Source organism: Elioraea sp., assembly GCF_051860475.1.
In the GTDB taxonomy this organism is placed as follows: Bacteria; Pseudomonadota; Alphaproteobacteria; order Acetobacterales; family Acetobacteraceae; genus Elioraea.
In genome coordinates, this window is sequence record NZ_JBHYDW010000066.1 from 1 (window position 1) to 20,193 (window position 20,193).

22 protein-coding genes are annotated in these 20,193 nt (G+C 71.1%); 11 read left to right on the forward strand and 11 right to left on the reverse strand.

Annotated features, from left to right (window positions below; all coding sequences use genetic code 11):
- The 3 genes from ACTIFU_RS12825 to ACTIFU_RS12835 form a co-directional block, all read right to left on the reverse strand.
- On the reverse strand, window positions 1–4,735 hold a 4,735-nt coding region (locus ACTIFU_RS12825), incomplete at its 3' end, for an MG2 domain-containing protein (RefSeq protein WP_439578703.1).
- 91 nt (window positions 4,736–4,826) lie between these two features.
- A complete protein-coding gene (mscL, locus tag ACTIFU_RS12830; RefSeq protein ID WP_439578704.1) occupies window positions 4,827–5,273 on the reverse strand; it encodes a large conductance mechanosensitive channel protein MscL in 447 nt (148 codons plus the stop codon).
- Window positions 5,274–5,355: 82 nt separating this feature from the next.
- Window positions 5,356–6,639: a TAXI family TRAP transporter solute-binding subunit gene (locus ACTIFU_RS12835; protein WP_439578705.1), complete on the reverse strand. Its 1,284-nt coding sequence runs from the start codon at window positions 6,637–6,639 to the stop codon at window positions 5,356–5,358.
- Window positions 6,640–6,718: 79 nt separating this feature from the next.
- Between ACTIFU_RS12835 and ACTIFU_RS12840 the strand changes: the two genes are divergently transcribed.
- Window positions 6,719–7,132: a VOC family protein gene (locus ACTIFU_RS12840; RefSeq protein WP_439578706.1), complete on the forward strand. Its 414-nt coding sequence runs from the start codon at window positions 6,719–6,721 to the stop codon at window positions 7,130–7,132.
- 60 nt (window positions 7,133–7,192) lie between these two features.
- Window positions 7,193–7,465: a glycine zipper domain-containing protein gene (locus ACTIFU_RS12845; protein ID WP_439578707.1), complete on the forward strand. Its 273-nt coding sequence runs from the start codon at window positions 7,193–7,195 to the stop codon at window positions 7,463–7,465.
- 57 nt (window positions 7,466–7,522) lie between these two features.
- Here the strand turns inward: ACTIFU_RS12845 and ACTIFU_RS12850 are convergent, their stop codons facing one another.
- A complete protein-coding gene (locus tag ACTIFU_RS12850) occupies window positions 7,523–8,095 on the reverse strand; it encodes a hypothetical protein (RefSeq protein WP_439578708.1) in 573 nt (190 codons plus the stop codon).
- A gap of 184 nt (window positions 8,096–8,279) precedes the next feature.
- Here ACTIFU_RS12850 and ACTIFU_RS12855 point away from each other — a divergent pair, with 184 nt between their 5' ends.
- Window positions 8,280–9,236 carry a LysR family transcriptional regulator gene (locus tag ACTIFU_RS12855; protein WP_439578709.1) on the forward strand — a complete coding sequence of 319 codons (957 nt, stop codon included), beginning with the start codon at window positions 8,280–8,282 and terminating at the stop codon, window positions 9,234–9,236.
- On the opposite strand, the gene ACTIFU_RS12860 is transcribed toward ACTIFU_RS12855, so the two are convergent.
- Together ACTIFU_RS12860 and ACTIFU_RS12865 are read right to left on the reverse strand one after the other, a co-directional pair.
- Window positions 9,220–9,798 carry a demethoxyubiquinone hydroxylase family protein gene (locus ACTIFU_RS12860; RefSeq protein WP_439578710.1) on the reverse strand — a complete coding sequence of 193 codons (579 nt, stop codon included), beginning with the start codon at window positions 9,796–9,798 and terminating at the stop codon, window positions 9,220–9,222. The two genes, ACTIFU_RS12855 and ACTIFU_RS12860, sit on opposite strands and share 17 nt — an antisense overlap.
- Window positions 9,795–10,274, reverse strand: a complete 480-nt coding sequence (locus tag ACTIFU_RS12865) for a disulfide bond formation protein B (protein ID WP_439578711.1) — start codon at window positions 10,272–10,274, stop codon at window positions 9,795–9,797. Before ACTIFU_RS12865 ends, ACTIFU_RS12860 begins: the two co-directional genes overlap by 4 nt.
- Before the next feature lie 89 nt (window positions 10,275–10,363).
- On the opposite strand from ACTIFU_RS12865, the gene ACTIFU_RS12870 reads away from it, so the two are divergent.
- The 3 genes from ACTIFU_RS12870 to ACTIFU_RS12880 are packed head-to-tail and all read left to right on the forward strand — an operon-like array spanning window position 10,364 to window position 11,774.
- Window positions 10,364–10,990 (forward strand): glutathione S-transferase family protein, encoded by a 627-nt coding sequence (locus ACTIFU_RS12870; protein ID WP_439578712.1) that lies wholly within the window; start codon window positions 10,364–10,366, stop codon window positions 10,988–10,990.
- Window positions 10,987–11,382, forward strand: coding sequence for a cupin domain-containing protein (locus ACTIFU_RS12875; RefSeq protein ID WP_439578713.1), 396 nt, complete (start codon window positions 10,987–10,989; stop codon window positions 11,380–11,382). Before ACTIFU_RS12870 ends, ACTIFU_RS12875 begins: the two co-directional genes overlap by 4 nt.
- Entirely contained in the window at window positions 11,379–11,774 is a 396-nt protein-coding gene (locus ACTIFU_RS12880) for a DoxX family protein (RefSeq protein ID WP_439578714.1), read from the forward strand. Before ACTIFU_RS12875 ends, ACTIFU_RS12880 begins: the two co-directional genes overlap by 4 nt.
- Before the next feature lie 44 nt (window positions 11,775–11,818).
- Here ACTIFU_RS12880 and ACTIFU_RS12885 read toward each other — a convergent pair whose 3' ends face one another.
- The gene (locus tag ACTIFU_RS12885; RefSeq protein WP_439578715.1) at window positions 11,819–13,264 is read right to left on the reverse strand and encodes a DUF294 nucleotidyltransferase-like domain-containing protein; all 1,446 of its coding nucleotides are present in this window, start codon (window positions 13,262–13,264) and stop codon (window positions 11,819–11,821) included.
- Window positions 13,261–13,881 carry a hypothetical protein gene (locus ACTIFU_RS12890; RefSeq protein ID WP_439578716.1) on the reverse strand — a complete coding sequence of 207 codons (621 nt, stop codon included), beginning with the start codon at window positions 13,879–13,881 and terminating at the stop codon, window positions 13,261–13,263. The genes ACTIFU_RS12885 and ACTIFU_RS12890 overlap by 4 nt, the downstream gene beginning before the upstream one ends.
- A gap of 181 nt (window positions 13,882–14,062) precedes the next feature.
- Between ACTIFU_RS12890 and ACTIFU_RS12895 the strand changes: the two genes are divergently transcribed.
- From ACTIFU_RS12895 to ACTIFU_RS12915, 5 genes are all read left to right on the forward strand, one after another.
- A complete protein-coding gene (locus ACTIFU_RS12895) occupies window positions 14,063–14,368 on the forward strand; it encodes a DUF4212 domain-containing protein (protein WP_439578717.1) in 306 nt (101 codons plus the stop codon).
- 10 nt (window positions 14,369–14,378) lie between these two features.
- Window positions 14,379–16,391, forward strand: a complete 2,013-nt coding sequence (locus ACTIFU_RS12900; protein WP_439578718.1) for a sodium:solute symporter family protein — start codon at window positions 14,379–14,381, stop codon at window positions 16,389–16,391.
- Window positions 16,392–16,461: 70 nt separating this feature from the next.
- Window positions 16,462–16,788: a hypothetical protein gene (locus tag ACTIFU_RS12905; RefSeq protein WP_439578719.1), complete on the forward strand. Its 327-nt coding sequence runs from the start codon at window positions 16,462–16,464 to the stop codon at window positions 16,786–16,788.
- A gap of 2 nt (window positions 16,789–16,790) precedes the next feature.
- On the forward strand, window positions 16,791–17,117 hold the full coding sequence (locus ACTIFU_RS12910) for a hypothetical protein (protein ID WP_439578720.1): 327 nt from the start codon (window positions 16,791–16,793) through the stop codon (window positions 17,115–17,117).
- Between the two features lie 31 nt (window positions 17,118–17,148).
- Window positions 17,149–17,541: a hypothetical protein gene (locus ACTIFU_RS12915; RefSeq protein ID WP_439578721.1), complete on the forward strand. Its 393-nt coding sequence runs from the start codon at window positions 17,149–17,151 to the stop codon at window positions 17,539–17,541.
- Between the two features lie 6 nt (window positions 17,542–17,547).
- On the opposite strand, the gene ACTIFU_RS12920 is transcribed toward ACTIFU_RS12915, so the two are convergent.
- The 3 genes from ACTIFU_RS12920 to ACTIFU_RS12930 form a co-directional block, all read right to left on the reverse strand.
- On the reverse strand, window positions 17,548–18,294 hold the full coding sequence (locus tag ACTIFU_RS12920) for a hypothetical protein (protein ID WP_439578722.1): 747 nt from the start codon (window positions 18,292–18,294) through the stop codon (window positions 17,548–17,550).
- A gap of 8 nt (window positions 18,295–18,302) precedes the next feature.
- Entirely contained in the window at window positions 18,303–19,718 is a 1,416-nt protein-coding gene (locus tag ACTIFU_RS12925) for a TRAP transporter large permease (protein ID WP_439578723.1), read from the reverse strand.
- Window positions 19,715–20,193 (reverse strand): TRAP transporter small permease subunit (locus tag ACTIFU_RS12930; protein ID WP_439578724.1); only part of this gene is annotated, 479 nt, incomplete at its 5' end. The genes ACTIFU_RS12925 and ACTIFU_RS12930, both read right to left, overlap by 4 nt.

Here is a 20,193-nt window from a genome sequence, read left to right on the forward strand (position 1 = left end):
CGTCGCGGTTGAGGAAGTTGCGTCGCACGGTGAGCCCGTCGCGCGCGGCGGCAGGCGCCTGGGTCGTGATCCCCGTCGCCGCGACCGAGGGCCAGATCGCCGTGCGGCCCATGTTGCGCAGCGCCACCGGCAATGCTTCTGCCTCGCGCGCGAGCGTCGTCAGCACGGCGGGTTCGCGCTCGCGCCCGTCGACCGCGAGCGCGACCGGCTGGCCGTCGCGACCGAGCATCGCACCGGCCGCGACCAGCCAGGCCTGTTCCTGGGTGGAGGTGTGCGCGGGTTGGATCTGATCCGCGGGCAGGCGATCGATGAGCGCAGGGATGCGCTCGGCCAGCACACCCGCCTCCTTCACCAGCACGATCATCGCCGCGGCGTCGCGCAGCGTGGTGCCGTAGTCCTGCCACCACCAGTCGCGCGCCGGATCGGCGGTCGCGTCGCGCAGCAGCGCCTCGCCGCGCCCGCGCTCGCCCATACGGATCAGCGCCGCGCCAAGCTGCGCGCGCGCAAGCCCGGTCGGCAACCGTCCGGCCCCCTGATCGGCCATCACGCGCGCCGCTCCCGGGCGCGGCCGTCCGCCCATCGCCAGCACGTTCAGCGCATAGGCCTGGGCGGCGCGATCCCAAGGCTCGCGTGCGGGATCGTCGGTCGAAGAGCTGAGGTAGCGCATCGCGTCCTCGAGGGGCGCGTCGGGCACCGCCGCACCCGCCGCGCGGGCGCGCAGCAGGAACTCGACTGCGTAGGCCGAGAGCCACGGCTCGGCCTGATCATTCGCGCTCCACAGCCCGAACGCGCCATCGAAGCGCTGCTTGTCCAGCACCTGGCCGACGAGGGCCTGCAAGCGCGCGCGACGGTCCGTGCCGATCATCGCCTCGTCGTCGAGGAAGACCAGCGGGAAGCCCTTGCTGACGACCTGCTCCAAGCAGGCATAGGGCCAGAGATCGAGCGTGCGCGACAGCGCCGCGAGGTCGACCGGCGAGCCCGTGTTGACGGTCACGGTGACGCGCCCGGTGCCGGGAATGAAGGCGGCGAGCGCGTCGCGCCCGACCGTGAGCGTCTGCCCGGCCGGAAGCTCGCGCCGGCTGAGCGTGGTGACCGGCGGGCGGGCGGGGCGGACCGTCATCGGGAACACGCGCGTCGCAACGAACCCGTCCGGCCCCTCGGCGCGCAGCGTCACCGCGCCGACACCCACGCCGGTCCCGCGCAGCCCGAACAGCACGCGCCCGCGCGCATCGCGCGCGAGCGCCAGCGCCTGCGGCCCGCCGTCGATCGCGAGCGGACCGTCGGCGGTGACGGTCACGCGCATCTCGCCCGCGGGCAGTTCGACGTTGTGCAGCGACACCGCCAGCCGCGCCTCGTCGCCTGGCGCGAGGAAGCGCGGCAGTGCCGGTTCGGCAACGAGCCGGTCGCGCACCGGAACCGAGACGGACGCAGCACCTGTGCGTGCGGCATCCCACGCCACCGCCATCAGCCGGAGCGCGGTGTTCACATCGGGCACATCGAGCGTGAAGCGCGCGGTGCCGTCCGGCCCCGCCACGACCGGGCCGTGCACCATGCTCGCGATCACGAACGGGATGGCCGGCAGTGCCGCCCCCGCATCCGCGTCGTCACCGCCCTGGCGCAGCAGACCGGGCGCCCCCTCGGCCGGCGCAATCAGCCGCCCGTGGTCGTCGCGGATGTCGATGCCGAGCCGCCGCTTGCCGGTGAACCAGCCGGCAGGGTCGGGCGAGGCATGACCGGTCAGCCGCAGGATCCCCTCGTCCACCGCGGCGAGCAGCACCTGCGCGCCGGGAGCCGCGCGGACCACCACCTCGGCCGGCGCGCGCGGACGCATCAGGTCCGGCGCCTGCACCGCGACCGGAACGGTCCGCGGCGCGGGATCGAGCCCGAGCCAAGCGAGCCCGAGCGCGCGCACGGGATTGGCGCCGGCCTCGGCGCGGCCGCGGAGCAAGGTGACGGCAGCATAGGCGCCCGGCCCCCAGGCGGGATCGGTCGGGATCTCGACGGTGCTCGCGCCCTGCGCCACGCGCAGCGTCTGCACCGCGTGCACGCGATCGGTCAGCACCATCACGGTCGCGAGCCCGGCATAGGGTGCCTCGATCCGCACCCGGGCCGTTTCGCCGCTTCCATAGGCCGGCTTGTCGGCGGCGACGTCGAGCATGTCGGGCGTGTCGCCGAGCCCTGCGGTGGGAACGAAGCCGACGCGGAACCGCACCGAGGTCGCGGCCAGGCTGTCGCCATCCGAGACCTCGATCCGGTAGCGGCCCCAGTCGAGCCGACGCGCCACGCGCAGCGGCTCGGTGGTCACGGCGAGGTCGCGCGCCTCCACCGGCTCGTCGCGCCAGACGAGCTCGTAGCGCGCGAGCCGCTCGCGGATCACCACGCGCCAGTCGGGCCGCTCGCGCACCAGGCGCAGATGCAGCCGTGGTGCGGCGATGCGGTTGCCGTCGGCATCGAACGCCGCGACCTCGAACTCGGCATCGCTGCCGGCCTCGACCGCGCCGCGCGCGAACAGCGGGCGGATGCCGATGAGGCGCGGCTGCGCGCGTACGGGCACGGTGGCGCGCGCACGGGTCGGGCGGCCGCCGGGCTCGGAGACCTCGATCGCGACGGTCGCGCGCAAGGGTCGCGTGGTGTCGGGCGCGCGCGGCAGCAGGAGTGTGGCGGTGGTGCGGCCCTGCGCGTCGGTGTCCGGCAGCGCGAGATCCGCGCGGATCGTGTCGGGCGTGTCCTCGATCAGGCCGAAGCGCCAGTCCGCAAGCTGCGGAAAGGGCTGCGGATCCGGCGAGATCGTGATCTCGCCGCGCGCAGAGAGCCCCGCCGCCGGCGGGCCGTAGAGGAAGCGCGCCGTCACCGGCAGCCCGAGCGGTGTACCGGGCACCAGCGGCCCCGGGGCTGCGCCGATTTCCACGGCTAGACGCTCTGGGACGAAATCGGCGACCTCAAACGATGCGCGCCCGATCGGCGCCGCACGCGGATCGGCCAGCGCCTCGACCGTCCAGGTGCCCTGCGGCGCGCCCGGCGAGAGAGCGATCGTCCAGGTGCGCCCGCCGGCCGGGTCGGGCTGTGGCACCAACTCCGCCGCGACCGTGCCGTTGGGCCGGCGCAGCCGGAGCGTCAGCGGCACCGACGCTGCGTCGCCCGAGGCATCGCGCAGCAGTGCCAGCAGGTTCACCGTCTCGCCCGGGCGGTAGATGCCGCGCTCGGTCCAGAGCCAGGCATCGAGCGGCCCGGGATGCGGACGGCCCTCGACACCGCGATCGGAGAGATCGAAGGAGGCGGAGTCGAGGTCGAGGAATGCCAGATCGCCGTCGGACCCGCGCGCGGTCACGTGGCGCGGCGCCGCCCCTCCGGTGCCGCGCAGCACGGGTGCGGCGATGCCCGCCACACCATCGGCGTCGGTCTGCACGACCGCGAGTTCCTCGTTGTCGCGCGCCACCACGGCCACGCGCAGATCCGCGAGCGGCCGCGCATCGGAGAGCGTGCGCGCGAGCACGGTCAGGCCGTCGGCGCCGCGCAGCACGGTGAGCCCGATATCGGTCAGCACGAACCACTGCGTCGCCACCTCGCCCCAGGACGGGAACGGCGTGCCGTCGCCCGGCGCGGCGGTCAGCGCGAACAGACCGGGGGCCGCGCCCGCAAGCATCGGCGCGAGGTCGAGCACCGTGCGCGCGAGCACGTTGCGCTCCCACTGCCCCACGGTCAGCGTGCCCTCCCAAAGCAGGCGGCCGCCGCCCTCGGCGAGGTTCTGCGCCGACCATTGCGAGAGCGAGCGGAAGGCGCGGCCCGCGTCGCCGATCTGGCCGGCGAGCCCGCGCTCGCCCACGCGGTAGAGCTTCACCGCCACCGCCGAGAGATTGACCGTGCCGACGGAGAGCCGCGGCGCGTCGCCCTTCGGCAGGACAAAGGCACCGGATTGCAGCACCACGCGCGGGGCGCGGTCGGGCATCGCCACCGCAAGCGTGGTCGCGCGCCGCAGCGTCGCGCCATCGGCACCGGGGAGGCCCTCACGCAGCGTCACCTCCCAGCGCCGCCCGTGGCCCAGCCCCGCGACACAGAGCCGATTGCCCTCGGCGGCGACAGCGATGCGCGTGGCGGGCTCAACGCGCATCCAGTCGGCCCAGGCGATGTCGCGCCGGGGCGAGAGCGCACCCGCGAACTCGACGCAGGCGCGCGGCGGATCGCTCTCAGGTTCGGTGACGATACGGCGAACCGCCAGCCCGACGCTGCGGCGCAGCTCGGCAAGACGCTGGCGATAGGCCGGGTTCGCCGGGTCGCGCTCGATCACCGCTTCCAGCGCCGCGATCGCCTGGGCAGGGCGGTCGAGCACGTGCTGGAAGATGTCGGCGATGCGCAGGATCGAGGGAATCTCCGGGGCGCCGCCGGGCACCATCGAGAAGGCTTGCCAGGCGGCCTGGAGCGCGCGGTTGCCGTCGGGCGGGGTGCGACGCTGCCAGGCCTCGGCGAGTGCCAGCCAGTGCCGCTCTTCGACCGAGCCGAGCCGGATGCGCGTCTCGAGCGCGGTGACGGCCTCGGCCCAGTTCCCGGCCCGGACCGCCGCATCGGCGCGCCGATCGGCCTCCGCGCGCGCCTCGGCCGTCGAGGGCGCGCGCGCGGCCAGGGTGCGCGCATAGGTGTCGGAATCGGCCGCGAGGCCGGGGACGTCGAACGCAGCCGCCGGTCCAGCCAGCCCCAGGATCAGAAGCAGGGTTGCGAATAAACGACCGAAGCGCACCATGGTCCGCCGCCTTGAGCGTTGCCGGGGCGGACAGGATCGCAGGAGTGGCCGGGCCGCGTCCACCATCGCGGCCGGGTGAAAGGTCAGGCGTTCAAGGCGCGCGCGACTTCAGCAGGTCGCGGATCTCCTCGAGCAGCAGTTCGCTCTTCGGCGGCGCAGGCGGCGCGGCCTCGGCCTCCTTGGCCTTGAATCGGGAGAGCACCTTGATCAGCCAGAAGATCGCGAAGCCGACGATGACGAAGTTGATGATCGCGTTGATGAACGTGCCGACAGCGAGCACCGCGGCCCCGCTTTCGCGTGTTGCCTCAAGGGTGGGCATGCGCTCGCCCGAGAGCACGATGAACACGTTCGAAAAATCGATCCCGCCCATCACCAGGCCCAGCAGCGGGTTGAAGATGTCCTTCACCAGGCTGCCCACGATGGCAGAGAAGGCGACGCCGATGATGATGCCGACGGCGAGGTCGATGACGTTGCCCCGCATGATGAAGGCCTTGAACTCCTTCACCCATGCGGGCTGATGGGGCAGCGAAGGTGGCATGTGGGCTCTCCCCTCTCGGCGCTGCGCAGCGGCGCTCCTGGCGATTAAGCGCAGGACTGGACCGTTGCGCAAGCGCGGCCGATCAGCGCAGGGCGCCATCGCGGATCAGCGCGATGTGGGCGCGCAGCTGGTAGAGCGGCTGGGCGTGGGTGAGTGGCACGCGGATCCGCCCGACCCGTTCCTGCAAGGCATCGAGCTCGGCGAGCGCGCGGCGCCGCTCCTCCTCCGTGTGCGCCTGCCTCAACGCGGCCTCCAGCCGCTTCACGTGGCCGTACCAGCGATACACCTTGCGGTCCACCTGCCAGCGCCAGAGCGGCGGTGCGATACGCGAAAGCGGGATCGCGATGGTCAGCAGCGGGATGATCAGCACCCACATCCGCTCGATCGAGACCGCGACCCAGAACGGCAGATAGCGCTTCAGGAAGCCCGGCCCATGGCGCAGATAGCGCGCGGCGTCGGCATGCAGCGGCCAGTCGGTGGGATCGGCCGACGGGAACCGTCCGGCGGGAGCGAAGAGCTGCCGACCGCGATGCGTCTCGGTGAACGCCTCCATCAGCAGCGCGACGATCTGGGGGTGGATCGACGGATGCGCGACCACCTCCGCCATCGGCGCAACCAGCACGACGTCCTCCGACGGCAGATCCTCGGCGAGATCGACCGCGCCGCCAGGCAACGTGACGCGCGTCAGATACGGAAACCCGGCGACATAGGCATCCGCCCGCAATCGGAAGTCGAGCAGCGTCATTTCGCGCGCACGCAGAAGGCGCGTGATCGCCGGCACCGGCCGCGCGGAGACAAACGCGGCAGCGTCGATCGTGCCCGCGAGCAGCGCCTCGGCTGCCGCCATGCCGGCGAGCGGCAGCAGCGTCGCGTCCTCCGGGCGGACGTCGTTGGCGGCCAGCAGACGCAAGGCAAGCGCGCGTGTGCCGCTGCCGTCCGGTCCGATCGCGAACCGGAGGCCGCGCAGGTCGGCGAGTCGCGTGTTCGGATCGGCGCCGCGTACGAACACCCAGACCGGCTCGTAGAACACGGCGGCGAGGCTCTCGAGGCCGGGATACGCCGCCGCGCCGCCCACTCCGCCCTGCACCAGCGCGAAGTCGACCTCGGGCGGGTCTGCCGAGAGGAGACGGAGGTTCTCGATCGAGCCCTCGGTCGCGCGGAGGCGGAGCGTGATGCGTTCGCGGGCAAGCAGCCGTGCCCAGGCCTCGGCGGCCTGATGGTATGCGCCGCCCGCCGCGGCGGTGGCGACCGTGACCTCGCGCGGTGGCGGCGGCGCGACGAAGCGCCAGGCGAACGCCAGCGCGCCGAGGATCACCAGGGCCACCAGCGCATAGACCCACAGGAAGGCGCGAATCGCCGTCCACATGGGCAGCAAGGCTAACAGAGAAATCCAGCCTGCCGTTCGGCCGCTTGCCGCGCGACCACGCCCGGGGGATCGTGCCGCCATGAGCATCCCGCCCCGCCCCCCGATCGGCCAGGCCGTCACCTTCCTCTACGCCGACCCGCCCGAGCCCTCGTGGCGGTTCTACGAGGAGGTGCTCGGCCTGGCGCTCGTTCAGGACCAGGGCACGTGCCGCATCTACGCCGCTTCCGAGGGGCGCACGGCGTTCCTCGGCGTCTGCCGCGCCCGCGCGCCGCGCGCGACCGAGAATCCGCGCGCGGTCGGTGGCGTGGTGTTCACCTTCGTCGCCGACGACGTGGACGGCTGGTACGCGCATCTGACCGCGAAGGGGGTGGAGATCCCGGCCTCTCCGGCGCTGTCGGCGCAGTATCGCGTCTATCACTTCTTCGTCCGCGATCCGGCCGGCTACACGCTTGAGATTCAGCGCTTCGACCGGCCCGACTGGCCGGCCCCCTGACGCGGGAACCGTGGACGGCCCGGCGACGTTGCATCCGCACGACATTGCGGAGGACGGCACATGCCACGAAGCGTTCTGATGATCCTGGCCGCGGCGGCCCTGGGGCTTGCGGCCTGCGGCAGCGACCCGCATGGCCGCGTCGAGGGCGGCACGGCCGCCGGCGCAGCGACCGGCGCGGGAATCGGCGCGCTCGCCGGCCCGCCGGGCGCGCTGGTCGGCGGTGTGGTCGGCGCGGGTGCGGGCGCGCTCGGCTCCTCGCTCACCACCCCCGAGCAGGTGAACCTGGGCGATCCGCCCTGGCGCACTCCCGAGGCGCGGCCGCGTCTGGACTGACGCGCCGCGCGCGGGCGGCGGCGGGGTCCTCCCCCGGCCCCGCCGCCGTGCATGCGCTCAGCGCTGCGAAGCCTGCTTGGCCAGGGCGGCGTTCGACTCCTCGAACATGCGCAGCGTCTTCTCGACATCGTAGCGCCCCTCGCAGAGGGTCTCCGGGTCCCATTCGCTGCGCTCGGCGGCGAAGAAATCCCCACCATAGACGTGGATCGCACCGGTCAGCGTCGCCGCAGGGTTGGTCACCGAGTGGATGATGTCGCGCCCAAGTACGGCGCAATCCTTGGCACGCAAGGCGCGTGCACCGGCCGCTTCGAGCCGCCCTTGCGCATCATCGGGCAGGCGGCGCCAGAAGATGTTGTCCTCGCAGCCGGTATAGAGCCCGATCACCGCCCACATGCGGTGGTTGTGCGGCATGATGGTGAGGTGCGGACCCCAGACCAGATGGAGGATCGTCAGGTCGGGCGCGCGATGGAGCGTCCAGACCCCAGCACGCGTCGGCTCGCCGAGTGCCCGGATGATTCCATTGGGTTCCGCAACGGCTCGGGCAACCACCTCGCGCGCGGCGCGGTGGCCGCCCTTGTCCTCCGCGAGCGCGGTGCGGCAGTCGGCGACGAAGCGATCGACATCGAACATGGCTCAGCCTCCTTGGCGTCCCGCCGCCGGCGTCCGGGGCGGCCGGTGGCATGACCGGGCCGGCCCAATGCGCTCTCCGGCACGTGGCTCCGGCACGGCGTGACGGATCGTTATCCAGATCGAATGCTTGCGTCCAATGCATTGTTCCTTTAGATATTCATGCCGAATGCGCATGGGAGGGTCGATGGACCTCAAGCGCCTTCGAGGGTTCGTCGCGGTCGCCGACGCCGGAAGCGTCTCCGCCGCGGCCGTGCGTCTTCGGCTGACCCAGCCCGCCCTCTCCCGCCAGCTCCGCGATCTGCAGCAGGATCTCGGGCTCAGGCTGTTCGAGCCGGTCGGCCGTGGCCTTCGCCTCAGCGGCGAGGGCGAGGAGTTCCTGCCCCAGGCGCGCGACCTGCTCGGCCATGCCGATGCGGTGGCGGAGCGCGCGCGCGCGCTCGCGCTAGGAGACACGGGCGTGCTGCGCGTGGGCGCGACCGGACAGTTGATCGAGAGCGTCTTCCCCGCCTTCCTTCGACGCTACCAACGGGACTTCCCCGGCGTGCACGTGATGCCGGTCGAGGCAGGCGCGACCGAACACACCAGGCTCCTGGACCGTGGCGAGATCCATGTCGCGATTGGTATCCGCCCGACCGACACCGTCCGCTTCGCCACGCTCGCGCTGCCGCCGGGCAACGTGCTTGTCGCGCACGCGCCGTCGCTCGCGATCGCGAGGGAGGGCGCCGGCCATGTCGATGTGCGGATGCTCGACACCCTGCCCCTCCTGCTGCTGGACCGGAGCTTCGGCACGCGGCGGCTGTTCGATGCGGCCTGCCGGCTGGCCCGCCTCGACCCGGTGATCCGTTTCGAGGGCAGCGCGGTCCATGCCCTCCTCGCGCTCGCCGAGGCGGAGTTCGGCGCAGCCGTCATTCCCGCGACGGTGCGCACGGCGGGGCGTCAGTTGCGGATTGCGCGGCTGACGTATCGCGACGAACCGATCGCATTCGATTTCGCCGTGGTCTGGGACCGGCTCCGGCCCCTGCCCCGCTACGCCGAGGGATTTCCGGCGGCGGTCGCCGCCCATGTGCGCGAGGTCTGGCCGATCGCGCGGCCGACCGGCGGCACCTGGAGCCCGGGCCGTTCTGCTACACCCGCTCGCTGATCCGAATCGCGACCCGGCAGCCGGCCTTGATCACCGCCGAGAGCAGCCGGTAGGCGGGGGCGAGTTCCGCTTCGTGCTCGAGCCCGATATCGCGGTGCTCCAGCTCCTCGGCGCGGAACCGCTCGATCGTCCCGGCGAGCTTCGACTCGTCCGCGCCGAGTTGCGCGACCTGATCGCGATAGTGCTCGTCGATCGTCTCCTCCACCGCGACCGTGCAGGCCATCGCCGCGCGGCTGCCCAGCAGGGCGGTCCCGGCGCCGAGCACGTAGCCGGCGATGTGCCAGAGCGGCAGCATCGCGGTCGGGCGGATGGTCCGCTCGCTGATCATCCGGCTGAAGGTCTCGAGATGCACGGCTTCCTGTGCGGCCATGTGCTCGAGCAGCGCCCGCTTGTCGGTGTGGCCGAGCACGGCGAGCTGGCCCGCGTAAATGCGCCCCGCCCCGTACTCGCCGGCATGATCGACCCGGATCATGCGCGCGATCAGGTCGCGCGGGGTCGGATCGCCCGGCAGTCGCCCCGCGCCAGTCTCGTGCGGGGGTTCGAGGAAGCTCGCATCGCTCATCGCGCTCTCCAGAATCGCCACGTCGATATGGCGAGGACCGCGCCGACCGCCAGCGCATAGAGCGCGTTCCACCCCGCCATCGACAAGCCGAGCAGGCGGATCGCCGCCTCGTCGCAGGGAATCGCGGGCAGCGGCCGGAGCGCGTGCAGGAGGTCGTCCACCGTCGCCGCCGGCGCACCGGCATCGACGACGCATTCCGGCAGCGGGCTCGGCCAGAACCCCCACTCGACGCCGGCGTGCAGCCCCGCGATGGCGGCATTGCCGAGAAACAGCACCGCGAGCACGGCGAGCGCGCCGACCGCCAGGCGCGCCGGCAGGGCAAGCGCGACCAGTCCGAGCGCGAGCGCGGCCCAGTACGGCCAGCGTTGCCAGAGGCAGAGCGGACAGGGGGGCAGCCCGCCCCAGTACTGCGAGGCGTAGGCGACCGCCAGCGCGGCGGCGGCGGCGAGCGGGCCGAGCAAGAGGACGCGCGACATGCCGTCCTCTAGCACGCGGGTGGCCTGCCTGGACGCTCCCGCCACGCACGGCCATGCTGCGGGCAGGACAACACGCGGGGAGGAGCGCGATGCGGCGGATCTGGGGGCGGGCCAACTCGATCAACGTGATGAAGGTGCTGTGGGGCTGCGTCGAACTCGACGTGGCCTACGAGCGGATCGATGCCGGCGGCACGTTCGGCGGCCTGAAGACCCCCGAGTTCCTGGCCAGGAACCCCAACGCGCTGATCCCCGTGCTCGAAGAGGAGGATGGGTTCATCGTCTGGGAGAGCAACGCGATCCTGCGCTATCTCGGCGCCGGCTACGGGACGGGCTTGGCCGCCTGGCCGGCTGACGTCCGCGCGCGCGCGACAGCCGATCAGTGGATGGACTGGCAGCAGACCACCGGCCAATCCGGGCTCGGCCCGGCCTTCGTGCAGATGTACCGCACGCCGCCCGAGAAGCGCGACGAGGCCGTGATCCGCAAGGGGCTCGCGCGCGCGGTCGAGACCTTCGGCCTGCTGGAGGCGGAGCTGGCGCGGCGCCCGTTCATGGCAGGCGAAGGCTTTACGCTCGCCGACATCCCGATCGGCTGCATCGTGTATCGCTACCTGCACATGCCGATCGAGCGGCCCGACTTCCCCGCGCTCGCCGCCTACCACGACCGGCTGATGGGCCGGCCGGGCTTCGCGACCCACGTCGCGGTCGGCGTGTCGTGAGCGCGGCGCGAACCCTGCCGGTGGTGGTCAGCCACGCCGGCGATGCCCCATTCACCTCGGGCCTGCGCGCCTTCTTCGCCTATCGCGATCTCGGCATCCGCCATGTCACCGGCGGCCGGGTGGCAGCGCATGTGATCCGCGCGGTGCCGGGGGCGGGCTCGCATCCGGTCTGGCATACCCATGCGCTGGACTTCCAGATGGTCTATGTCCTCAAGGGCTGGGTGCGATTCGAGTACGAAGGGGTCGGCGAGGTGCTGCTGAAGCAGGGCTCCATGGTGCACCAGCCGCCGGGAATCAGGCACCGCGAGGTGGCCCACAGCGAGGACCTCGAACTGCTCGAGATCACGCTCCCGGCGGAGTTCCGGACCGAGGCGGTGGAGGGCCCTGCATGAGCGATCTCGGACTGCTGATCGGCCGCCTTGCGGTCTCGCCGATGTTTCTGCTGGCTGGCTGGAACAAGCTCGGCTGGCCGCCCGGGGCGGGCATCACCGGGCTGCTCGCCGCCAGGGGCATCCCCCTGCCCGAGGTCGCCGCGGCCGGGGCGGTCGCGATCGAGATCATCGCGCCGATCCTGCTGATCCTCGGCGTGCTGACCCGCTGGGCGGCCTGGGCACTGGCGCTGTTCACGCTCGGCACGATCTGGATCGCGCATGCCTGGTGGACCTACCCCGAGGCGCAGCAGGCCGCGCAGCTCGGCGTCGCGCTCAAGAACCTCGCCGTCGCCGGGCTGCTCGTCACGCTGGCAATGGCAGGGTCCGGCCGCTACGCGCTCCGACGCGACTGATGGCGTTCGCGCGCGGCCGCCCCACCAGCCCCGCGCGCGGATAGTCACCACACGCCGCCGCCGAACGCCGACTCGACCCCCTTCTGGAACGCGGCGACACGCTTCATAGCGGCGCGGATGGCTGTCTGCTCGGACTTGGGCAGCGCAGGCAGCTCCACCAGCGTGCCCGGCGGCCGGCCCGCAGTCGCGTCCGCGAGCTGCTGGCGCAGCAGTGCGCCGGCCAGACGCTCGAACGCCTCGGTCAGTCCATCCGCCTCCGCTCGCGCGATCGGGCCGAGCGTCGCCAGCGCCGCGAGGCGGGCGCGCGTGCCCGTCTCCAGGACGCCGTGCTTCAGAGCAAGCAGCCGCGTCGCCGAGACCAGCGGCATCAGCCCGGATCGCTTGAGATCGGTGCGCACGCCCGGCCGGTCGGGCTCGTCGTCGCGGAAGCCGCCCCAGAAGCGGAGGCCGACCGTCATTTTCGCGTCCTCCGCCGACAGCGCGCCAAGGAAGGCCGGGTGCGCGGCCAGGGTGTGCATCAGGTGGCCTCTTAGCTCATGCGACGGTGCAGGATCGCCCCAGACTGGCCTGAAATCGAAGGCGATATCGCCGAACAGCAGGGCCACCGGGCTGCGCCGCTCGGCCCAGAGCGTGACCTGCGCCTTCCACCGGGCAAGGGTCTTCCGCCACACGGGATTGCGCGCCATCACGTGGCCCTTGCAGAGCGGAAAGCCGGCCGCTTCCAGGCGCGCGTTGAGATCCTCGGCGAACGGCACGAACCAGGCGTCCACCTCGGTGTGCCGCGCGTCAGAGTAATCCTGCAAGATCAGGCCGTTGTCCTGGTCGGGGGCGAGCTGACTCTCGCCGCGTCCACCCGAGCCCATCACCAGCAGCGTGAACGGCACCGGCGGCGGACCGGCGGCGGCAAGCGCGCGCTCGACCACCCAGCGATGGATGTCGAGATTGATCTCCGAGACGACCTCGATCACGTCCGCCGCCGGGACGCCTTCGTCGAGCAGCGTGCGCGCGAGTCCCGCCTGGGCGGAGCGGGTGGCGGCGAAGCCTGCCTCGTCCTCGCCACGTGCCAGGGTCTCGACCGCGGCGAGCAGCCGGGACGACGCCGCGGCGTAGGTCTCGAAGCGCCGCAGCATGCCGATCGGGCGTCCCTCGGCGTCGACCACCAGGAGATGGCGCAGCCCGTGCGCCCGCATCAGCCCGACCGCGCGATAGAGATGCTCGTCCATCGGAACGCTGCGCACCGGCGCGCTCATCGCATCCGCGAGCGGTGCATCCGCCGGCATGAGGAACGCAACGCGGCGGAGCACGTCCCGCTCGGTCAGGATGCCGACCGCGCGCCCGGTCCCGTCCACAGCGATCACCGAGCTCTGATTGGCTGCACTCATCGCCGCCACTGCCTCAGCGACCGGCGTCGCCGGAGAGAGCAGCGGCGGGACAGGTCGCATCGCCGCCGCGACCCGGCCGGTGAAGATCGCCAGTCCCGGCGTGCTCATCCGGTCGACCCGACCAGAACCTCGGCGAGTGGCACGGCCTCGAAACGCCGCTCCATCTCCTGCTGGGCAGAGACGATGTGCATGCGCAGACCGCCCAGGATCGAAGCGCGCTCTCCCTTGCGCAGGTCCGGGTGGATCGGCAGCGTCTCCAGCAGCACCGCGCCGGCGTCAAGCGGCAGCGCGTTGGCCGGCCGAGGCGCGGCAAGCTGGCGCTGGGCGAGGCGCACGGCGAACCCCTCTCGCGCCGCCTCCGCCTCCCCCGTCAGCCGCGCCGGGACCTCGGCCCGTGCAACCGCCTCGCGGGCGATCGCGGCGAGCGCGACCGCGAGCCGGGCCTCACGCCCCGGCACCAGAGGGCGCAGCCACGACTCGGCCATGGCGGCGACGTCGCCCTGGGCAGCGAAGTAGACGCGCCAGCGGCAATCCGCGAGCAGCCCCGCGAACACCGGCTCGGCCTGCGCCTTCTGCCAGTTCACCCCGAGCTTCACCCCGCAATAGTCCATCACCGTCTTCTGCGCCACGAACGCGCCCTGCGCGGCCAGAAAGGCCGCGAACGCGGCTGGATCCGAGAGGCGCGGCGTGCGCAGCCGGCCGAACAGACCGGCGAGCAGGGTCATCGCGGCCCCCCCCTCCCGGCCGATGCGCTGAAGGAACTTGTTGGCACCGCACAATTCCCTGTGTTACCTGCCCCTTCGGCGAGCGTATTGAACCCGTATCGCGGCGGAAGCGGAAGGGGCAGGCGGCTCGCCGGTGCAACGGCCTAAGGCGCGCACAGAGGCGCCGAGCAGGGAGTTCAGAATGGCAGGTATCGTGGAACCCCGCCAGCAGCCGCGGGAGCCCGCAGCGATAGTCGATCCGGCCGTCGCGCGAGCCTATTGGAAGCGGACCTCTGGCCTGATGTGGACGATGTTGGCGATCTGGTTCCTCGCCAGCTTCGCCGTTCATCTGTTCGCGCCGGCGCTCAATGCGATCCACGTGCTCGGCTTCCCGCTCGGCTTCTACATGGCCGCCCAGGGCAGCCTGATCATCTTCGTCGTGCAGCTCTACTGGTTCGCCAGGAAGCAGAACGCGATCGACGAAGAATTCGGCGTGGCCGAGGAGTGAGGGCAGAGCCATGGCAGCCGAAGCGCACAGCGCCTTCCTGAAGCAGCTCAACAAGATCTACGCCGGCTATGTCGGTGGCTTCGCCTTCTTCGTGGTGATCCTCGCCGGGCTCGAACAGATGGGCGTCCCCGACCGGATCATCGGCTACCTGTTCGTCGCCCTGACGATCGGCGTCTATGCCTATATCGGCATCCTCAGCCGTACCATGCAGGTGAGCGAGTACTACGTCGCCGGCCGGCGCGTGCCCGCGATCTACAACGGCATGGCAACAGGCTCGGACTGGATGTCGGCAGCCTCGTTCATCGGCATGGCGGGCAGCCTCTACGCGCTCGGCTATGGCGGGCTCGCCTTCGTGCTCGGCTGGACTGGCGGCTATGTGCTGGTGGCGATCCTGCTCGCGCCATACCTGCGCAAGTTCGGCCAGTACACGGTGCCGGACTTCCTCGGCGCCCGCTACGGCGGCAACGTCGCGCGCTTCGTCGGCGTGATCGTGCTGATCACGGCGTCGTTCGTCTATGTCGTCGCGCAGATCGTCGGCATCGGCATCATCACCCAGCGCTTCCTCGACGTGTCCTTCGCGGTGGCGGTGTTCATCGGGCTCGCCGGCATCCTGGTCTGCTCGATGATGGGCGGGATGCGCGCGGTCACCTGGACGCAGGTGGCGCAGTACATCGTGCTGATCATCGCCTATCTGATCCCGGTGATCCTGATGTCGGTGAAGGTCACCGGCGTGCCGATTCCACAGCTGATGTACGGCATCGCGCTCGAGCGGATCGAGGGTCTCGAGCAGACCATGCGTGCGGCCGGCCAGATCATGCTGCCGCACACCCAGGCCTTCGCCGGCCCGAACCAGCAGTTCGACCTGAACCGCGCCATCAACTTCTTCGCGCTGATCTTCTGCCTGATGATCGGCACGGCGTCCCTGCCGCACATCCTGATGCGCTACTTCACCACGCCCAGCGTGCGTGAGGCGCGCAATTCCGTCGCATGGTCGCTGTTCTTCATCTTCCTGCTGTACTTCACCGCGCCGGCCTATGCGGCGTTTGCCAAGCTGGAGATCTACCAGAACGTGATCGGCAAGCCGATCGCGGAGCTGCCGGGCTGGCTGCAGAACTGGCAGCTGATGTCGCCCTACGGCGTGACCTGGGTCGGGGTGAACGACCTCAACAACGACGGCATCCTGCAGCTCAACGAGTTCCGGATCCATCCCGACGTGATCGTGCTGTCGACACCAGAGATCGCGGGACTTCCCTACGTGATCGCAGGGCTGGTGGCGGCGGGCGGGCTCGCGGCGGCGCTGTCGACCGCCGACGGGCTGCTGCTCGCACTCGCGAACGCGCTCAGCCACGACATCTACTACCGGATGATCGATCGGCACGCGCCCACTGGCCGGCGCCTGATCGTCGCCCGTACCCTGCTGATCACGGTGGCGGTGGTCGCGGCCTATACGGCCGGCCATCTCGGCGCCGACATCCTGTTCCTGGTCGCCTGGGCGTTCTCGATCGCGGCGGCCGGTCTGTTCGCGGCCCTCGTCATGGGGGTCTGGTACAAGAAGACCACCAATGCCGGGGCGATCGCCGGCATGATCGTCGGCTACACCATCACCTTCGGCTACCTGATCTGGAGCGAGTTCGCCGGCCTCAGCCTGCTCGAACTGGTGGGCAGCAAGGAGGCGATCATCCGCGGCTACCAGCAGTATGTCGCGATCGCTCAGATCTCGGCCGAGGCAAAGGCGCCGATCCAGGTGCTGCTCGCCAACCAGGCCGCGATCTCCGATGGGCCGCTGCACGGCTGGGCGCTGTGGGCCACCACGGCGGTGGCGCGAAACCGCGTCGGCACACAGCTCTGGGGGATCAACAACATCTCCGGCGGCATCTTCGGCGTGCCGATGGCGTTCCTGGTCACCTATGTGGTCAGCCGGATCACCACCGCGCCCTCCCAGGCGATGCAGGACTTCGTCGAATCGATCCGCATCCCCAGGGGTGGCGTGGCGCTGGTCGACAAGGAGCAGGCGGTCGAGTAGCCAGCCTGCCTGTGCCACCTTCGGGGGCGAGGCGGCGGTACCGCCTCGCCCCTTTCGTCTTGGTACGACGATGACCGGCGAGCCTCATTTCATCCTCTCCTACCTGCCGTTCTGGGTGCCGCTCTATGTGCTCGCGGTGCTCGCCTGGACGTCGCTCGGCCGGTTCCTGATGCAGGTCTTCGTCCGGCCCGACAGCCCGAACTACATCTGGCGTTTCTTCCGCCTGCTCACCGACTGGTGGCTCGCTGCGATCCGCGCGATCACGCCGCTCTACGTCAGCCCGTTCTACCTGCCGCTGCTGGCCGCACTCTGGGCGTTCGGGCTGCGCTTCGTGTTCGCCATCACGATGTTCGCGCTCGGCCTCGCGCCGAGGGTCTCGGAACTGCGCGGCGGGTGACGATGACGCCGCAGGGCTTGTTCGTCGCCATCCTGGCCGTCTCGATGACCGGCGCGCTCGCGCACATGATCGGCGGCTCGGTCGTGTTCTTCATCGTGTTCCAGACCGCGCCGCTCTGGTGGCCCGAGGTGTTCGGCTTCTACCCCGTGGTCATCGCCTATGCGGCCTCGCTGCTGATCGCCACCGCGACACTGATGCTGGGCGGCGTGCCGGCGGCGCTGGTCGAGCGCTTCACCGGTGCGACCCATCCGGAGCCGGCGGCGATGTGGACCTGGCTCGTTGCGGTAGCGCTGCTCACGCTCGCGGGACTCGCGATCGGCTTCGGCTGACGGCAGAGTTGCGTCCGACGGGGAGCGTTCGATGGACCGCATCCTGGCCGTGGCCGACCAGACCATCCGCCGCGCCTGCGCCTTCGCCGGGCTGGGCGTGGGGCTGACCATGCTGGCCCTCTCCTTCGACATGGTGCTGGCGTTTCGCGCCGGTGCGGTGCTGACCACCGCGGTGTTCGCGATGCTGCTCTGGCTCGGTCATCGCGCGCCGCGGGCCGATGTCCGGCGTACCGAGCTCTGGTCGGTGGTTGGGCGCGGGCTCCAACTGTCGCGCGAGCGGGCGCAGGCGGTGCTGGGCGGCGTGCTGCGCGAGCGCTATCTCTGGCACGCCGACCGCGCTGCGGTCATGGCGGTCGGGCTCTGGGGGCTGGCCGGGATGACGTGGCTGCTGCGGTTCGCGCGCGCCGTGCCGGTGCCGGCCTGAACCGGCTCAGCCCTGCGGCGGTGCTGTGAGCCGTTCCACGCTCCCAAGCCGGGTGATGCGCGCGACCGCAGGGGCGTCCGCAAGGGCCGGAGACAACCCTGCGACAACCAGCACCGCCCCGGCCGGCAGGCCGCCCGCCGCGCGCGCCTCCTCGGCGGCCCCGACCAGCGCCGCCCCGACATCCACGGTACCGCGCCACCCCTCGGGCTCAACGCTCGCGGCGAGCGGCTTGAGCACCGCCTGCCGCCAGCCGGACCGGGCGGGCGGGCCGAACAGCACGAGGCCGAGCCCGGCAAGATCGGCGACATGCTGCGGCAGGTCAGGCGGGCCCTCGGCGAACCGGGTTGCGCCTAGGTCGATCGCCGGGTGCAGCGACGCAAGCCGTGCGAGCACCTCCTGCCCGCGCCACGGTCGCTCCCGCGCCGGCAGCGGCTCCGCAAGCTGGCCGACCACGGCGAGGGTGCAGCGGCGCCGTCCCGGGCCGGGTGGGGGCACCACGCGCGGACTGCGCAGCAGGCGTCCCTCGATCACAGGTCCGGCGATCAGCCCCGCGCCGTCGACACCGGGCGCCAGCCGCAGCCCTACCGATACGAGGCCAAGATGGTCGAGCGCAAGCGCGGCGATCCGCCGTCCGGCAGCCATGGTCGTCGGCCGGCAGGTCTCGGGCAGGACGAGCGGGGCGTCGGCATCGGCGACCGCCTCGGCGACCAACGAGGCCGCCTGGCGCGCAGCGGTGGAGGTGAACCGCGGCATCGGTACCGTCAGTTCAAGGGTGGCAGGGCGGGCACGATTTCCTCCATCTGGAACCCGCCCTCGGGGATCGCATCGATGGCCTCACCGGCCGGCGTCGGCGCGGAGGAATAGAGATAGTCGGGCAGGAACAGCGCAACCTCCGGGTACACGTAGAGCGCCGCCATGCAGAGCAGCACGATGCCGACAAAGGGCAGGCAGCCCTTGAAGATCTCCTGGATGCGCACGTGCGGTGGTGCGACGCCCTTCAGGTAGTACGCCGCCATCGCCACGGGCGGGGTCATGAAGCTGGTCTGCAGGTTCAGACCCACCATCACGCCGAAGAAGACCGGATCGATGCCGAACGTGTCGAGCAGCGGCAGGAAGATCGGCACGAAGATCAGCACGATCTCCGACCATTCCAGCGGCCAGCCGAGCAGGAAGATGATCAGCTGGGTGACGATCATGAAGCCGATCGGCGAGAGGTCGAGGTAGTTCACCATGAAGTCCTCGACCACGTGGTGGCCGCCGAGCCAGCCGAACACCGAGGTGAAGATGTAGGCGCCGACGAACAGCCAGCACACCATCGCCGAGGTGCGCGCGGTGAGGAACACGCTCTCCTTCAGCTTCTTCCAGGTCAGTCCGCGATAGGCGACGGCGAGCAGAAGCGCGCCGAGGCTGCCCATCGCCGCGGCCTCGGACGGGGTTGCGAGCCCGAACAGGATCGCACCCAGGACTGCGGCGATCAGCAGGGCGAGCGGAACGAAGGAGGTGATCAGCGCCCAGACGATCTCGAGGAACGATCCGGCCGCCATGTGCGCCGGCAGGCGCGGCGCGCCCTTCGGGTTCACCAGCGCGAAGACGAAGGCATAGACTATGTACATCCCGGCCAGCAGCGCGCCCGGCAGGAAGGCCGCCGCATAGAGCCGGGCCACTGACACGCCGGCCGTCGCGCCATAGAGGATGAACATGATCGAGGGCGGGATCATGATGCCGAGGCAGCCGCCCGCGCAGGTGATCCCTGACGCAAGCCGCGTGTCGTAGCCGGCGCGCAGCATCGCCGGATAGGCGAGCAGGCCCATCAGCGTCACCACCGCACCGACGATGCCGGTGGCGGTCGCGAACATCGCGCAGGTGATCAGCGTGGCGATCGCGAGCGCGCCGGGCAGCGCGCGCGAGGCGAGCTGAAGCGCATGGAACAGGCGCTCGAGAATGTTCGAACGCTCGATGACGTAGCCCATGAAGATGAACAGCGGCACGCTGATCAGCACGTCGTTGGCCATCACCGCGTAGGTGCGCTGCACGGCGAGATCGAACACGCGGTCGCCCAGGCTCGAATAGCCGAACGCGATCCCCATCGCCATCAGCGTGAACGCAACCGGGAAGCCCAGCAGCACGATCACGATGAAGCTGCCCAGCATCACCATGCCGAGGACGGGGTCGCTCACCGCCGCGCCTCTGCTGCCGCCTTTGCCTGCGCGGCCTCGGCGGCGTGCTGGGCGGCCGCCAGCGCCAGCGCCTGCGCCTCGGTCTCCTCCACATCGGCGAGCTTCTCGGGCCACTCCCCGGTGCGGATGGTGATCACGCAGCGCGCCATCTCGGCGAGCCCCTGCAGCAGCATCAATGCGCCGCAGAACGGGATCAGGAACTTGAACGGCCAGATAGAGGGCCCGCCCGGCGTCAGCGTGGTGCGCTCGTTGTGCTGATAGGCGATGTAGAAGAACTCCCAGCCGAACCAGATCAGCGCCAGCATGCCGGGCACAAAAAAGACGATGTAGAGTGGCAGATCGAGCATCGCCTGCCGGCGCGGCGACATTGCGCGATACATGAAATCGGCGCGGACATGGCCGTTGCGGCTGAGCGTGTAGGCGCCCGCCATCATGAACAGGAAGCCGTAGAGCATGTAGGAGGTGTCGAAGGCCC

Coding starts and splice junctions, on each gene's coding strand:
- ACTIFU_RS12855 (WP_439578709.1), top strand. CDS start 8,280: ATGGACCTCAAGCGCCTTCGAGGGTTCGTCGCGGTCGCCGACGCCGGA.
- mscL (WP_439578704.1), bottom strand. CDS start 5,273: ATGCCACCTTCGCTGCCCCATCAGCCCGCATGGGTGAAGGAGTTCAAG.
- ACTIFU_RS12860 (WP_439578710.1), bottom strand. CDS start 9,798: ATGAGCGATGCGAGCTTCCTCGAACCCCCGCACGAGACTGGCGCGGGG.
- ACTIFU_RS12870 (WP_439578712.1), top strand. CDS start 10,364: ATGCGGCGGATCTGGGGGCGGGCCAACTCGATCAACGTGATGAAGGTG.
- ACTIFU_RS12835 (WP_439578705.1), bottom strand. CDS start 6,639: ATGTGGACGGCGATTCGCGCCTTCCTGTGGGTCTATGCGCTGGTGGCC.
- ACTIFU_RS12880 (WP_439578714.1), top strand. CDS start 11,379: ATGAGCGATCTCGGACTGCTGATCGGCCGCCTTGCGGTCTCGCCGATG.
- ACTIFU_RS12840 (WP_439578706.1), top strand. CDS start 6,719: ATGAGCATCCCGCCCCGCCCCCCGATCGGCCAGGCCGTCACCTTCCTC.
- ACTIFU_RS12850 (WP_439578708.1), bottom strand. CDS start 8,095: ATGTTCGATGTCGATCGCTTCGTCGCCGACTGCCGCACCGCGCTCGCG.
- ACTIFU_RS12865 (WP_439578711.1), bottom strand. CDS start 10,274: ATGTCGCGCGTCCTCTTGCTCGGCCCGCTCGCCGCCGCCGCCGCGCTG.
- ACTIFU_RS12900 (WP_439578718.1), top strand. CDS start 14,379: ATGGCAGCCGAAGCGCACAGCGCCTTCCTGAAGCAGCTCAACAAGATC.
- ACTIFU_RS12885 (WP_439578715.1), bottom strand. CDS start 13,264: ATGAGCACGCCGGGACTGGCGATCTTCACCGGCCGGGTCGCGGCGGCG.
- ACTIFU_RS12920 (WP_439578722.1), bottom strand. CDS start 18,294: ATGCCGCGGTTCACCTCCACCGCTGCGCGCCAGGCGGCCTCGTTGGTC.
- ACTIFU_RS12910 (WP_439578720.1), top strand. CDS start 16,791: ATGACGCCGCAGGGCTTGTTCGTCGCCATCCTGGCCGTCTCGATGACC.
- ACTIFU_RS12895 (WP_439578717.1), top strand. CDS start 14,063: ATGGCAGGTATCGTGGAACCCCGCCAGCAGCCGCGGGAGCCCGCAGCG.
- ACTIFU_RS12915 (WP_439578721.1), top strand. CDS start 17,149: ATGGACCGCATCCTGGCCGTGGCCGACCAGACCATCCGCCGCGCCTGC.
- ACTIFU_RS12890 (WP_439578716.1), bottom strand. CDS start 13,881: ATGACCCTGCTCGCCGGTCTGTTCGGCCGGCTGCGCACGCCGCGCCTC.
- ACTIFU_RS12845 (WP_439578707.1), top strand. CDS start 7,193: ATGCCACGAAGCGTTCTGATGATCCTGGCCGCGGCGGCCCTGGGGCTT.
- ACTIFU_RS12905 (WP_439578719.1), top strand. CDS start 16,462: ATGACCGGCGAGCCTCATTTCATCCTCTCCTACCTGCCGTTCTGGGTG.